14 protein-coding genes are annotated in these 15203 nt (G+C 44.8%); 10 read left to right on the top strand and 4 right to left on the bottom strand.

Annotation, left to right across the window (positions count from 1 at the left end; translation table 11 throughout):
* Positions 1–187 precede the first annotated feature (187 nt).
* Positions 188–994: a helix-turn-helix transcriptional regulator gene (locus R7Q47_RS08780; protein WP_318088933.1), complete on the top strand. Its 807-nt coding sequence runs from the start codon at positions 188–190 to the stop codon at positions 992–994.
* An 82-nt stretch (positions 995–1076) separates the two neighbouring features.
* Positions 1077–2336 (top strand): tyrosine--tRNA ligase, encoded by a 1260-nt coding sequence (gene tyrS / locus R7Q47_RS08775; protein ID WP_213969605.1) that lies wholly within the window; start codon positions 1077–1079, stop codon positions 2334–2336.
* Between the two features lie 107 nt (positions 2337–2443).
* Here tyrS and R7Q47_RS08770 read toward each other — a convergent pair whose 3' ends face one another.
* Positions 2444–3478, bottom strand: a complete 1035-nt coding sequence (locus R7Q47_RS08770) for a PotD/PotF family extracellular solute-binding protein (RefSeq protein WP_064369399.1) — start codon at positions 3476–3478, stop codon at positions 2444–2446.
* A 137-nt stretch (positions 3479–3615) separates the two neighbouring features.
* Positions 3616–3981 (bottom strand): DUF6559 family protein, encoded by a 366-nt coding sequence (locus R7Q47_RS08765; RefSeq protein ID WP_054576155.1) that lies wholly within the window; start codon positions 3979–3981, stop codon positions 3616–3618.
* Between the two features lie 167 nt (positions 3982–4148).
* Here R7Q47_RS08765 and R7Q47_RS08760 point away from each other — a divergent pair, with 167 nt between their 5' ends.
* Complete coding sequence (locus R7Q47_RS08760) at positions 4149–4403, top strand: hypothetical protein (protein ID WP_005387084.1); 255 nt, start codon at positions 4149–4151, stop codon at positions 4401–4403.
* A gap of 101 nt (positions 4404–4504) precedes the next feature.
* On the opposite strand, the gene R7Q47_RS08755 is transcribed toward R7Q47_RS08760, so the two are convergent.
* Positions 4505–6913: a beta-mannosidase gene (locus R7Q47_RS08755; protein ID WP_213962707.1), complete on the bottom strand. Its 2409-nt coding sequence runs from the start codon at positions 6911–6913 to the stop codon at positions 4505–4507.
* Positions 6914–7216: 303 nt separating this feature from the next.
* Here R7Q47_RS08755 and R7Q47_RS08750 point away from each other — a divergent pair, with 303 nt between their 5' ends.
* Positions 7217–8803: a BCCT family transporter gene (locus tag R7Q47_RS08750; protein ID WP_005373846.1), complete on the top strand. Its 1587-nt coding sequence runs from the start codon at positions 7217–7219 to the stop codon at positions 8801–8803.
* A 62-nt stretch (positions 8804–8865) separates the two neighbouring features.
* On the opposite strand, the gene R7Q47_RS08745 is transcribed toward R7Q47_RS08750, so the two are convergent.
* Entirely contained in the window at positions 8866–9594 is a 729-nt protein-coding gene (locus R7Q47_RS08745) for a UTRA domain-containing protein (protein WP_005387087.1), read from the bottom strand.
* A gap of 210 nt (positions 9595–9804) precedes the next feature.
* On the opposite strand from R7Q47_RS08745, the gene R7Q47_RS08740 reads away from it, so the two are divergent.
* The 6 genes from R7Q47_RS08740 to R7Q47_RS08715 are packed head-to-tail and all read left to right on the top strand — an operon-like array spanning position 9805 to position 15065.
* Complete coding sequence (locus R7Q47_RS08740) at positions 9805–10872, top strand: ABC transporter substrate-binding protein (protein ID WP_005373851.1); 1068 nt, start codon at positions 9805–9807, stop codon at positions 10870–10872.
* Between the two features lie 12 nt (positions 10873–10884).
* Positions 10885–11709: an alkaline phosphatase family protein gene (locus tag R7Q47_RS08735; protein WP_005373854.1), complete on the top strand. Its 825-nt coding sequence runs from the start codon at positions 10885–10887 to the stop codon at positions 11707–11709.
* Positions 11706–12596, top strand: coding sequence for an ABC transporter permease (locus tag R7Q47_RS08730; RefSeq protein WP_248486531.1), 891 nt, complete (start codon positions 11706–11708; stop codon positions 12594–12596). The genes R7Q47_RS08735 and R7Q47_RS08730 overlap by 4 nt, the downstream gene beginning before the upstream one ends.
* A 2-nt stretch (positions 12597–12598) precedes the next feature.
* A complete protein-coding gene (locus R7Q47_RS08725; RefSeq protein ID WP_005373859.1) occupies positions 12599–13387 on the top strand; it encodes an ABC transporter permease in 789 nt (262 codons plus the stop codon).
* Positions 13384–14403 (top strand): ABC transporter ATP-binding protein, encoded by a 1020-nt coding sequence (locus R7Q47_RS08720; protein WP_005373862.1) that lies wholly within the window; start codon positions 13384–13386, stop codon positions 14401–14403. The genes R7Q47_RS08725 and R7Q47_RS08720 overlap by 4 nt, the downstream gene beginning before the upstream one ends.
* Before the next feature lie 2 nt (positions 14404–14405).
* Entirely contained in the window at positions 14406–15065 is a 660-nt protein-coding gene (locus R7Q47_RS08715; protein ID WP_017633566.1) for an HAD family hydrolase, read from the top strand.
* Positions 15066–15203: the final 138 nt, after the last annotated feature.

Raw genomic sequence — 15203 nt, 5'->3', positions numbered from 1 at the left:
GCAACTAATCGCTTAAATAAAACCGTTGTTATGCACCCTTATCAATAAGTTAACGGGGATATGATTCCTCAAAACTGAGCACTTACGCAACTTTCTCTATGGAAGTCACCAGAAGATGGCGACTTCCCTTTCTCGTTGGATTGCTTTTGGTTATGCTTGCGCAAAACCACCTGCAATTCGGTATCCCATGCCTGACAATAACTTTAATAATCTGCTAGCAGAAGCAATTTCTGCTCTTAACACGCCTAACTTTACTCCTAAACTTATGCGTGTCATTCGCACTCTTTTTCATTTTGATTGCGCAGTTATTTTAGGTTACCGAGAAGGTAAACATCCTATTTATCTCTACGACTCAATTGAGAACGAGCGAGAGTTACTTTTTCAACTCTACCTTACTGACTCATTTCAAAATGACCCTTTTTTTCTCAAACTAAACGAGACAAAGCAACAAGGCGTATTTACGCTCAAAGACGTGGCGCGTAAAGGCGTTGACTTCACCTCATACTGCGAGCAGTTCTATCATCAAACAGGGTGGAAAGACGAGCTTAGCATGCTAGTCGAAGTTGAATCTGGCCGTTGGGTCATGCTGTACTTCGGATATATGACTGATGGAAAATACTTTTCTCAGCAACAAATAAATAAGCTAAAGCCCTATTTCCCGATAATTCAGTCGCTTTGTCAGCAGCATTGGAAACAAACGGAATTTACCTTTTCTGAGCCTGTTTTTGCACAGAGTGCTTATTCTGGCAGTATGCGATTAGCCATTGAGCAAGCTTTAGCAACGTTTGGCGTAGAATCACTCACCCGTCGCGAACAAGAGGTGGCTTCGCTTCTCGCTCAAGGGTTTGACACCAAAGAAATTGCCGCGCGGTTACACTTAGTTCAAGGCACGGTCAAAAATCATCGAAAGCGAATTTACTCGCAATTAAATGTGTCTTCATTGAGTGAGTTATTCCAGCTTTTCCTCAATCACCTCATTCTCCATTCAAGATAAAAAACTGTCCCTTAAGGGATATATCGAGAAAAGGTGTCGCGTTTTAGTCTGAATGTAACAACCACTAAAACAGACAAAAAGAATGACGACACCATTACTGCAAGATTTACAAGATCGCGGCTTGATTGCACAAGCCAGCGATTTGGAAGAAATTCAGACACTTCTCTTACAGCCACAAACCGTTTACTGCGGCTTCGATCCTACAGCTGGCAGCTTACATATCGGCCACCTCGTGCCTTTGATTATGCTTAAGCGCTTTCAAGATGCCGGACACCAAGCTGTTGCCTTGATTGGCGGTGCAACGGGTATGATTGGTGACCCAAGCTTTAAAGCGACTGAGCGCAGTCTGAACTCAGAGGAAATCGTCTCAGGCTGGGTTAACGATCTTTCTAATCAAATTCAGCAGTTGATGAATCACCAACTGACCAAGCCGATGATCATGGTGAACAACGCTGACTGGATGAAAGCGATCAATGTGATCGACTTCTTCCGCGATGTGGGTAAGCACTTCTCGATCAATACTATGGTCAACCGAGAATCGGTAAAACAACGCCTGCAACGACCTGACCAAGGTATCTCCTTCACCGAATTTAGCTACGCCCTACTGCAATCGTATGATTTTGCCGAGCTAAACCGTCGATACGGTTGCCGTTTGCAAATCGGTGGCAATGACCAATGGGGAAACATCGTCAGCGGGATCGATTTAACTCGCCGTCAAAATGGTGAGCAAGTATTTGGCTTAACTCTGCCGCTGATCACCAAATCCGATGGCACCAAATTTGGCAAAACTGAAGGTGGTGCAGTATGGCTAGATCCTAGCAAGACCTCTCCTTACGCGTTCTACCAGTTCTGGCTTGGCGCAGAAGACGCCGACGTTTACCACTTCTTGCGTTACTACACATTCTTGAGCTGCGAAGAAATTGCCAGCATTGAAGCGCAAGACCAAGCAAGCCAAGGTAAGCCACAAGCACAACGTATTCTCGCTGAAGAAATGACGCGATTTGTTCATGGCGAAGAAGGCCTAGCCAGTGCCGAGCGTATCACTCAAGCTTTATTCAGCGGTAATGTGCAACAACTGAGTTTGGGTGAATTAAAACAGTTGGAGTTGGATGGTTTACCAAGCATTGAGAGCACACAACAAGATTTGGTTGAGCTGTTGATTGAGTCGGGCTTAGCAAGTTCGAAGCGTGTTGCACGCGAACACATCAGCAACAACGCCATCAGTGTAAACGGTGAAAAAGTGGCGGCTGATAACCCGAGTTTAAGCTTCCCACTGTTTGATCAATATTGGTTACTGCAACGCGGTAAAAAGCACTTCTGCCTCGTAAAGCGTGCCGCGTAGCAACACTCGCAGTACAAAACCTATAAAAAAATTCCCCTCACCACTTTCGTGATGAGGGGAATCCAAATTTGAACGATTTTAAGCCTAACAATAGGCAAAGACGTTGCTTATTGCGTTCTTAAACGTTGCCAGTACTTTTCGTAAATCGCTAACGTTTCTGCGCCAACATCATTAATAAACTCGCCTTTTTTCATGTCTTCTGATGAAGGGAAAATAGTACGGTTATTTTTCAACTCTTCTGGCAATTTGTCACGCCCAGCGTTTGTTGCCGACGCATAACCCAAACTGGTCACGATTTCCGCTTGGTTCTCTGATTGGTACATGAAGTTAATAAATTTATGCGCCAATGCTTTGTTTTTACTGCCAGACGGAATAGTGAAGTTGTCCATCCACAATACCGCGCCCTCTTCCGGCATCACGAACTTCAGTTCAGGCATTTCAACCTGCCCTTGGAATGCGTTGCCGTTCCATTGCATGCCGACCGATGTTTCACCGGACACGTAAGGGACTTGCGGCGCATCTGAGTTATACAGTAATACGTTGTTTTTCAGCGCAACTAGAGAATCAAAAGCCTGTTCGATTTCAGCTTCGTCTTTTGTATTCACGCTATGGCCATTTTTCTTAAGCGCCATACCAAACACATCGCGCACGTCATCGATCAACATGACTTGTTGTTCGTATTGAGACTCCCATAAGTCTGCCCATTTGGTCACTGGTTGCTCAACCATGGATTCGTTGTAGCTGATCCCGGTAATGCCCCAAATATAAGGCAGCGAGTAATCATTTTTCGGATCGTGCGCTTGGCCAAGTAAACCGTCCATTGTGTCTTGCATGTTTGGCACTTGAGCGTGATCTATTTTCGAAAGCAGCCCTTCTCGCCCCATTTTTTCAATGAAGTACGCAGAAGCAAAAACCACATCGTAGCCAGAACCTTTTAGCAATTTTAGCTTGGTGTACATTGATTCATTATTCTCAAAGGTCGAATAATTAATCGTAACGCCTTCTTGTTTTTCAAACGCTTTTAACGATGATTCCGGCAAATAGCCACCCCATGCATAAACGTTCAACGTTTTGCTATCTGCATGAGCAAACATGCTGAGCACAAGAGCACTCAGCCCCAATCCTTTGATGATTAATTTCATGGTATGCAATCCAACCAGTCCAGCGACGCGCTGGGATTCGGGTGCATAATTAGGTAATTGTTACCCAATTGAAAGAAAATTTAATTAATCTTTAACAGCAAAAATATTTATCGAATTTATAAAATTAACGCATGTTTTTAATAGCGACTGTGCATACCAAAATGATGAGACATTCCATCTTCCATTCGACCGCCTTTCCAGCCACCAGAGCCGAGTAAATTAAGCACATCTTGAGCGGTATAATCGGCACCAGAAAAGAAATCATGCGCCACGTCTGAGCGTATTGCTTGCAATTCTGGTTGGTTTTCCAAATCAAGATCTTGCGGATTCGCATACAACGCCAACGCAATTTTTTGTTGGCACGCGCTTAAGCTTAACTCGCTGGTGCTCGTCTTTACCTGACCAACCGAAAAGTACTCACGACTGCCGTATCCCACTATCAATCTGGTACTCATTAGCTTAATCACTTTCTTAATGCGGCGACGTTGTATAAATCTCAACATGTTTTGTTATTCCTGTATTAAGTTGGCTATGGTCGTATTCTTTTGTTCGAATTAAAACACTCTGTTTTATCCGCGAAATTTCTCTAGCGCTTTTCGCGATGATCGGTTGTATAATACGACTCTGAAATATTTTGTTACGTTACCTCGGTAACCCCTGAGACTGCAACATGAACAACAGCAGATGGGTCGGCTTTATAGGCGGCACGATTGTCTTACTTAGTACCTTTATCCTATTCGGATCTTCCGTCCACGCTGCTTGGTACCGAATCCCTGCGGAAGCCATTCATGGTATCGCCTTCACTCTGGCTTTTGGTTTAGGGTTAAACAGCCTGCTGGCGTACGCGACGGCAGTGATTACTCTTGCTGCACTATTCTACATTGGCTTTGTCGTTAGCTATCGGGTCCATCAGAAACTTAAATAGTCTTCTGTCTCAACCTAAGCTTAATAACGGATACTTGGTAACTAAAAAGGGAGCAAACGCTCCCTTTTTAGTTATCAGCATATAGATGTTCTATGCCCGCTTTAATCATTAAGGTGGTATACCCTCAACGACTGCTGCATACCTGAAACATCATCACCTAAATACTCAACCGTCATTGGAACGTTGACCAACAGAGTAAAGCTAGAGTCACTGAACCTTCCATCAGCATCACTCTCCAAATGAACAAAAAACGCAGGCTTATCCGCAATCAATGTAATTCGCCTCCCTTCAATAGAGACATCTATATTGGCTTTCGCTATCGGCAAGGTTTTTAGCTCGTGAGTACTAAACCATGTGTTGCTTATTCTGTCTTCACCGATTTGCGCTTCAACATAGAAGAAGCCTGACGTAAGTTCATCCTTCTCGATCGATTCATCCAATTGCCACAAAATCGTATTGCTGTCTGCTATGACTGTTTGTTCTAAGCTCCAACATTGCTTTTCTTCCCCTTGCCAATCTACCCACTTAAGCAGTGTGTTGACGCTTGCGGACTCTTTGGCATCATTGAGCAAATGTAGGCTCAACTTGCCTGTATGCTCGGAAAATACCAAATACTGTGGCGCAAAAAATCGCTTCGCATGGTAGTGCAACTGCTTCCATCGACCACTGTATTCCAAACTAGACCAAGAACTGACAGGCCAATTGTCGTTGAGTTGCCAGTACAGCATGCCGCGACAAACTGGAGAAATGGCACGCCAATGATCGCATGCAGTTTTGATCGCGATTGCCTGCTGAACTTGACTTAAATACAGCATGCTCTCGAATCCAGAGGGAAAACGAAAATAGCGCGTGAACATCTCTGTGATAATACTATTACCTCGAGGGTTCTTCTGATGTTGTTCGAAAGTTGGGGATGTAATATTCCAGTCTTGCTCAGGGACAAACCGCTTAACTTCAGCAAAAGATGGCCAAGATTGAAAACCAAACTCAGAGCAAAAACGAGGATTCACGTCAAGGTAGGCACTGAATGATTTTCCTGAATGCCAAACGTCCCAAAAGTGCATATCGCCTTTACTATCATCATGCCACGCATCACCGAAATCCAGTTCACCATTACATGGGGAACTTGGCCAGAAACGGCGAGTGCTATCTTGCTCGGTAATCTCCTTCTCAATCATGCGGTTGAGGCGATCGTAGTTAACCGTGTATTTGACTTTACTGCGCTTAGATTCGTCATACCAACCAATAGCTCCAATCACTTCATTGTCACCACACCAAAGTGCGATTGATGGGTGCTCCTTGAGCCTCGGGATTTGGAATCTAAGTTCTTCTTCTACCTCTTTTAAAAACTCGTCGTTTGATGGGTACAACGAGCAGGCGAACATCATGTCTTGCCACACCAACAAGCCAAGTTCATCACAAAGGTTATAAAAGATTTCACTCTCGTACTGACCACCGCCCCATACGCGAATCATGTTCATGTTGGCGTCAACCGCACTTTGCAAAAGGTTGCGATAACGTGTTTCGCACTCTCGCCCCGGCATTGCGTCAATAGGGATCCAGTTGGCACCTTTAGCATTAATCGGTACGCCATTGACGATAAATTCCATTGCAGAGCCGTGCTCATCAGCTTGATTATTTAGAGTTAGCTGACGCAAACCAATGTTGTGCGTTAACTTTTGCTCTCTGCAAGAAATGGTAATGGGATAGAGATACGCTTCGCCATAACCCGATGGCCACCAGCGTTGAGGCTCCAAAATGTGGAACTGGCAATGATAGTGACCACTTCCTTTTGTTTGAATACATTGACGCTCACCATTAAATTCAACCATCATTTCATGGCGTTGACTGTCCGTTTCCACTTCAACTACTACATCAAGAAACACACTCCCATCGGCTTGCCATTGCTGCTCTGTCGAGAAGCCTTTGAGCCAAAGCTCATTCACAATGTCGATTTGAATGGGGTCGTAAATACCCGATACCATCAAGCAAATGCCCCAGTCCCATCCGGAATGGCACTGTGTTTTGCGGATCAAGTTCATGTGTGGAATTTGGTTGTTGCCCATTGCCGATGGAATAGGAAATGGCAGTTTTTTTGCTCTTGCGATACCTTCTAAATCCACCCGAGCAAACTCAACCCGAATCGTGTTAGTACCTTGCTTTAAATGCGGTTTAATATCCACACGTTGCTGGGTAAACATGTTGCTGCAAGTTAGTGCTAACTCACCATTAACATAGAAGGTTGCCAATGTATCGACACGAGTTAGCGTCATCCAAATTTGCTTGGCAGACAACGTAAACGCGTCGACGTCAAACTCACGTGAGATATGCCACTCACACTCTTCAATCCATCGAACTTTGTTTTCATTATCGGCAAAATAAGGATCTGGAATCTGCTCTGCTTGTAAAAGCGCCGACACATTATCGCCCGGAATAAACATTGGAATTTCAAGATTGGGACGCTGTGGCGAGGTAAGCATCCACTGCCCGTTAAGTTCGAAGTGAGCCATCGAGTGACACCTTAGCTTGGGAAAAACATGTTTTCTCAATGTAATCCTGACAATCCCATGCAAAAACAAGGGAAATGTTAATTACATACGAAATGCGGTGCATTTCACGTAAAAACTCTTTCTTTTGATCTCTACCCAAAAATCAGCAACTTGGCTAACCTGTTAAAAATTAATCGAAATCTAAGGTTATATTTGCAACTTCGACATGTTAACATCATCGGCTTTTTGAACATCCTCACACTTTTCGTTGAAACGATGTGAGGGGAAATGCACGGCTTCATAGCCCTAAAAAGCGAAGTAATTATGTCAAATATGACGAATGCCGCCTCCCACACAGCGCCTATTCAGGATGCTGACTATTCTGCTATTCATCCCCCATCTTTACTCAAGCGCCTCGAACTCACCAATCCTGTCTTTTGGTTAAGTGGTAGCTTCCTCACTCTATTCGTTTTACTTGCTCTAACGAATACCGACTCTCTAACCGCAATGGTTAACACCGGCTTCGGCTTTGCTACTAAATATTTCGGAGCTTACTGGCAAGTACTGCTTCTTCTGAATTTCCTAATTGGTTTGGCTCTTGCGTTTGGTCGCACTGGTTATGTGCGCCTAGGTGGTCTAGCGAAACCTGATATTGATAACTTTAAGTGGTTGTCAATCGTACTCTGTACTCTACTTGCAGGTGGTGGTGTGTTCTGGGCCGCTGCTGAGCCTATCGCGCACTTTGTGACTGCTCCGCCTCTATACGGGGAAGCCTCACCGAAAACTGCCGCAATCAATGCCCTATCTCAGTCTTTTATGCACTGGGGCTTCTTAGCTTGGGCGATCCTTGGTGGTCTATCTTCCATTGTCTTAATGCACTTGCATTACGATAAAGGCCTGCCTCTTAAGCCGCGTACTCTGCTTTACCCTGTGTTTGGTGATAAAGCCATTAAAGGCTGGATTGGTGATGTTGCTGACGCATGTAGCATCATTGCCGTAGCGGCAGGAACCATCGGTCCTATCGGCTTCTTAGGTTTACAAATTAGCTACGCGCTAAACTCATTGTTTGGCCTGCCAGATACGTTCGTAACGCAAAGTATGGTTATTATGGCGGCGATCCTGATGTATACCCTTTCCGCACTGAGCGGTTTGAGCAAGGGTATTCAAATCGTCAGTCGTTACAACATCATTTTGTCTGTACTGTTAATTGGTTACATCCTGTTCTTCGGGCCGACAAGCTTTATCGTTGATGGCTACGTGCAAGGCGTTGGTCGTATGGTGGATAACTTCTTCCCTATGGCACTTTACCGTGGTGATACAGGCTGGCTAAGCTGGTGGACAGTATTCTTCTGGGGTTGGTTTATCGGTTATGGCCCAATGATGGCGATCTTTATTGCTCGTATCTCTCGTGGTCGTACAATTCGCCAATTAATCATGTCTATTAGCATCGCGGCACCGCTGATTACTTGCTTCTGGTTTAGTATAGTTGGTGGCAGTGGCCTTGCGTTTGAACTTGATAACCCTGGTTTGATTTCATCTGCGTTTGAAGGCTTTAACTTGCCTGCAGCACTGCTAGCGATTACTGGTGAATTACCTTACCCAATGATCATTTCGGTTCTGTTCCTGATCTTAACGACAACATTTATCGTGACGACGGGTGACTCGATGACTTACACAATCAGTGTAGTGATGACGGGCTCAACAGAACCAAACGCAGTGATTCGCTCGTTCTGGGGGCTGATTATGGGTATTGTCGCTATTGCGCTTATCTCAATGGGCTCTGGTGGTATTTCTGCATTGCAGTCTTTCATTGTAATTACTGCCGTACCTGTGTCTTTCATTTTGCTGCCAAGCATTTGGAAAGCACCCGGCATTGCAAGCAGAATGGCAAAAGAGCAAGGCCTCGTTTAAACCGCCTCTCTAACCAATATGCGAAAAAGAGCCCTTCATTGGGCTCTTTTTAATTCTGCGCTTTATCCTACGCTATCAATGCGAATCATCACGGCGTCTGGACGCCAATACTCGAATTCGCAGTCCATTAAATGCCCATCTTGTTTGTAGTTTACCCGCCGAATTTTCAGAACGGGTTGTCCTTCAGCTAGGTTCAACGCCTTAGCGACATGAGCAGGAGCTGACGTTGGAATCACATCAAAACGAGAGCGCTTTGTCTCGTAACCATACTTCTCACGATAAATGCCCGTCAGGGACATGGTGAGGTTCTCAGACAATATACCCTCAAACAGTGCCGCTTTGAGCACGTTCTCAACAAACAATACCGCTCGCCCATCAATAAAACGTAACCGTTCAATTACATAAATTGGGGTAATTCGCTCCACCTCTAACGATTTGGCATACTCACCTGCGGCCATTTCACTTCGCACGTTGAGTAACTTAGTTTCTGCAATACGATGCTGCTCTCGAATCATCTGATGGAAGTGAGAACGAGACAACGGGTTGTAACAGATACGCTCAGGAGATACATACCAACCCCGGCGCTCTTCTCGATAAATAAGACCTTCCGTTTCCAAAGACACCAACGCATCTTTGATAGTGATTCGAGTTGTAGAAAACAGCTCACTGAGCTCTCTCTCTGACGGCAGTTTTTGTCCTTCCGACATGATGCCGGAAAGAATCTGCTGTTTTAAGCTGCTTCTAATTTTTCCTAATTGGGTACCAAATTGTCCGGTGCCTGTCGCTCTCATTCTGATCTAGTCCAACGATAATTTGACGAATAACATAAGGCGTTTACGTAACAAAAATATGACATTAATCAACAGAACACATACTGAACGTATGAAATATAAGTGCCACATAAAATCAGCAAAACTGTCAAATTACTTGCGCTAAATCGTCACATTCCATCCATAGCATACAAAGCGAACTTACTGACCTAGTCCAGAAGGATGGAGACAATGAAAACTTTGCTAAGTCGTTCAATTACCGCACCAGCGGCAATCATTGCGGTAACGCTCGCTACGCCAACAGTAGCGAAAGAAGCCGATATTGAATCTTTGGTAGCAGCAGCACAAAAAGAAGGGGCGGTTTACAGTGTGGGTATGCCTGACAGTTGGGCAAACTGGAAAGACACTTGGGCTGATTTAAAGTCAAATTACAACCTTAAGCACCAAGACACGGATATGAGCTCGGCTCAAGAAATCGCAAAATTCGAAGCTGAGAAGAAAAACGCGACCGCAGACATTGGTGACGTAGGCTTTGCCTTCGCACGTGTAGCGGTTAAAAAAGGCGTCACTCAGCCATATAAACCAACAACTTGGAATGACATCCCAGATTGGGCAAAAGACGAAGATGGTCATTGGGCACTTGCTTACACTGGCACTATTTCTTTTATCTCCAACAATAACCTCGTAAAAGACGCGCCAAAAACGTGGGATGACCTATTAAAAGGCGACTACAAAGTGACCGTAGGTGACGTAGGCGTAGCAGCACAGGCAAACAACGCGGTTCTCGCCGCAGCGTTCGCCAACGGTGGGGACGAATCCAACCTCAAGCCTGCGCTCAAATTCTTTTCTGAACTCGCGAAGCAAGGTCGTCTTTCATTTACCGATCCGAACATCGCCAACCTAGAAAAAGGCGAAGTTGAAGTGGCGATCATGTGGGACTTCAATGCATTGAACTACCGCGACAAAATTGACCGCGACCGCTTTACAGTGAGCATTCCTCAAGATGGCTCTGTGATTTCTGGTTATACAACCATAATCAATAAATACGCGAAGAACCCTAATGCAGCAAAGCTTGCTCGTGAATACATCTTCAGCGATCAAGGGCAAATCAACTTAGCAGAAGGTTATGCGCGTCCAATCCGCACCAACATCACACTGCCTCAAGCAGTGCAAGACAAGCTAATTGCTAATGACCAATACAGCAATGTTCACCCAGTGACTGACTTCTCAGCTTGGGAAAAGTCCGCACGTAAGCTGCCACGTCAATGGCAAGAAAGTGTCTTAATCCACCAGCAATAAGAGTAAGTCGTTATGAGCAATAAGGTAATCCTTGTTGTTCTAGATGGACTGAACTATCAGGTAGCCCGTGATTGCATGGGCTACCTCAATGGTCTTCTAGAACAAAGTCGTTCCCAACAAGAAACTCGCGCAACGCTTTATCCTGTGCAGTGTGAGCTGCCCTCTATGTCTCGCCCACTTTATGAGTGCATTTTAACGGGCGTTCGCCCTGTAGAAAGCGGCATCGTAAACAACAATATCGTTCGTCTATCCAAACACGATTCCATTTTCAGTTTGGCAAAAGCCCAAGGAAAAGTGACCGCTGCGGCTGCCTACCACTGGGTAAGTGAGCTTTATAATCGCGCGCCATTTGAACCTGTTCGCGATCGTTTCACGCATGATGAAACCCTGAATATCCAGCACGGCTGCTTTTACCATTGGGATCATTATCCTGATGAAGCCTTGTTCCTGGACGCAGAGTATTTACGCCGCAACTATCAACCTGATTTCTTACTGATCCATCCGATGAATATCGACGATACAGGACATAAGTTTGGCCTAGACTCTCGCCAATACCGCAATTGTGCGCGAGGTGCAGACATTATTCTTTCCAACTACATCGATCAATGGCTTGCTGATGGGTATCAAATCATTGTGACCAGCGATCATGGCATGAACAACGATCTTTCTCACGGTGGGATTTTACCTGAAGAGCGAGAAGTTCCCCTGTTTGTCATTGGTGATAAGTTTACCCATCAAGATTGTCATATTAAGCAAACTGATATTTGTGGCACCGTTTGTCAATTGCTAAACCTTGACCACACGAAGCCATACACTCAGGAATTGTTAGCACTATGAGCAGTTCAGTCCTCTCCCCAAGCTCTAGCGAATCACGTTCAAATTTGGCAAGAACTTGGTTAAAGCGCCTTAAGCCAGCCGTTTGGTTGGCGCCTTTCGCACTGTTTTTCTACCTATTTCAACTCGCACCGATGATTTGGGTACTGTTAAACAGCTTTATCTACGATGGCGAGTTTGCCTTCGATAACTACATTGAAGTGCTCGACTCCGCCTTTATGATGCAGGCGTTTGGCAACAGTTTGTGGTTAGCTGTATGGTCGAGCATTTTTGGCTTAGCCATTGCGACTCTGTTGGTCTCTTCTCTACGCAGAGTCGATTCTAAAGTCCGCGACGGTGTGATTGCGTTTACGAACATGAGCAGCAACTTTGCAGGCGTACCTCTGTCATTCGCTTTTATCATTATTTTGGGCACCAATGGGGCGATTACCCTTTTGCTCAAGCAGTATGGCTTACTCGGTGATTTCGACCTTTATGGTAAATGGGGTCTGCTGGCCATTTACATCTACTTCCAAATCCCGCTGGCGGTGTTGTTGCTCTACCCTGCGTTCGACGCGTTGAGCGATGATTGGCAAGCAGCTGCTGCGCTACTGGGAGTCAAAACATCACAGTATTGGGCGAAAATCGCTCTGCCAGTGCTCTCACCAGCCTTATTCGGTACCTTTATTATCTTAATAGCCAACGCAATTGGCGCTTATGCGAGTGTTTATGCGCTGACCTCCGGTAACTATAACGTCATCACAATTCGAATTGCGAGTCTGGTATCGGGAGACCTGTTCCTTGAACCTAATCTCGCCGCTGCAATTTCGGTGATTCTAATGGCGTTACTTGCCTTTATCACAGTGATTAACCAATGGCTCATTTCGAAAAGCTATGCAGGTAGGAAGTAGTCATGAACAACGTTAATACTCGATTCCATAAAACGGTGGTTTATTCCATTGTTGGGATCATGCTCATCCCGATTTTAGCGACCTTTGTCTATTCGCTTTCATCACGCTGGGGCGCCACGGTGCTTCCAGATGGTTTCACTTTTGATTGGTACGTTAAATTGCTGACCGACCCACGCTTTTTGCAAGCGTTTGGGCGTTCGCTGTTTATTTGTATTGCTTCGCTAACCCTCAGTGTGATTCTAGTTCTGCCAGCGATATTCGTGGTGTTTTACTACTTTCCAAGGCTCGATAAGCTCATGAACGTATTGATTTTGCTACCATTCGCTGTACCACCAGTGGTGTCCTCCGTCGGCTTGCTTCAACTTTATGCTGACAGTGAAATCTCCCTTATCGGTACTCCTTGGATTCTAGTAGGTACTTACTTCACCATAGCGTTACCGTTCATGTATCGTGCGATTTCTAATAGCTTCGAAGCAATTAACCTTAACGATTTAATGGACGCTGCACACTTGCTAGGAGCAAGCACAACCAAAGCGTTTTTGATGGTCATTTTACCTAACCTCAAAAAAGGACTGATGGCATCGCTTTTCCTTTCATTTTCATTTCTATTGGGAGAGTTTGTGTTCGCCAATATTTTAGTCGGCACACGTTATGAAACCCTGCAAATCTACTTGTATAACATGCGTCAGACGAGCGGCCACTTTACGTCTGCCTTAGTGATGACCTACTTCCTATTTATTTTTTTACTGACTTGGTTGGCAAGTCGTTTCAGCCGAGGAGTCAAACAATGAGCTACGTAACAGCGAAAAATCTAACTAAACGTTTTGGTGATAACACCGTATTTGAGGATATTCACTTTAACATCGAGCAAGGTGAATTCATTACGCTTTTGGGCCCTAGCGGTTGTGGTAAATCGACACTACTTCGCAGCCTTGCTGGGCTTAACCCTGTCGATGGAGGCGAGATTTGGGTAAACGGAGAAGATATCACGCATCAAGTCCCGCAAGAGCGTGGTATTGGGATGGTCTTTCAATCGTATGCGCTGTTTCCCAATATGACCGTCGAAGGCAACATTGCATTTGGCTTAAAAATGAAAAAGCTTGCGAATGATGATATTCGACGTGAAGTGGCTAAAGTCATCAAACTGGTGGATCTGGCAGGTAAAGAAAAACACTATCCGCATCAACTTTCTGGCGGTCAGCGCCAGCGTGTCGCACTCGCTCGAGCGTTGGTGGTGAAACCTCGCATATTATTGCTTGATGAGCCACTTTCTGCGCTTGATGCCAAAATCCGCAAACACCTTCGTCAGCAAATCCGAGACATTCAGAAAGAGATGAATCTCACCACTATCTTCGTAACTCATGACCAAGAAGAGGCGATGATTATGTCTGATCGTATCTTCCTAATGAGTAAAGGGGAAATTGTTCAAGCAGGAACACCTGAAGAAATTTATACTCATCCTGCTAACGAGTTTGTGGCCGGTTTCATGGGGCACTACAACCTTGTAGAGGCCAATAAAGCCAAGCAACTCTTCAACATTGATACCGAATGGAAAGTAGCGATTCGCCCAGAGTCTATATATGTAAAAGAGCAAGGTCGTCAATATGATAGCCACATCTCAGCGCCACAAGTAGGTACGATCACCAACCACCAGCTTCTAGGTAATGTTATTCGCTATCAAGTGAACGTTGAAGAGTGTGAGCTCACTGTTGACTTACTTAACCGCTCTTCAGAACGCTTACTAGCGAATGGCAGCCAGCTAGAGCTACTCTTTAACCTAAACGAAATTCAACCAGTGAGAGCCTAAACATGTCCAAACCTTTGTATGTTTTTGATATGGATGAAACCCTAATAAACGCTGACTGCGCAATGATTTGGAACGAGTTTATGGTTGAGAAAGGCATCGCGACTGATCCTTTATTTATTATGGAAGATCAGCGTCTAATGGCCTTGTACTCTGAAGGCAAAATGGACATGGAAGATTACCTAGCGTTCTCCATGAAGCCACTAGAAAACATGCCGATTGAAGAAGTAAACGCCTTGGTTGAAGAATGTGTTGAAAGCCATATTTTGCCTAAACAGTTCCCTCAAGCCAAAACCCTGATTGAGCAACTGTCTCGTGATGGTATAGATATGGTTATCATCTCTGCCAGCGTCACTTTTTTGGTGGAAGCCGTTGGTCGCCGTCTTAATATTCCAACCGCACTCGGAATTGATTTAATCGAGAAAAACAACCGTTATACTGCTGAAATCGACGGTATCCCGAGTTATCGTGAAGGCAAAGTCACGCGATTAAAACAGTGGCTAGAAAATCAGCCTGAGCCTTATTCCGAAATCCATTTCTATACCGATTCAATCAACGATTTACCGCTTTGTGAATACGCGAACTACGCTTATCTGGTAAATCCATGCCCACAACTAAAAGAACACGCCAACAGACCGAATTGGAGTGTGTTAAGTTGGGGGTGATATAGCCTCACAAGACCGTTCTTCCTAAGTATATACTTTTCTATTTGTTCAAAGAGCAGTTCTTTCTGCTCTTTTTTACTTCTCTTCATCACAAATTAATCACTTGATTAAATACTGATTAATTTTTCACATGTCGCA

This window comes from Vibrio sp. Vb0349, assembly GCF_033338975.1.
Note: the sequence above shows the minus strand (reverse complement) of the source record. Positions and strands in the feature narration are given on the sequence as shown.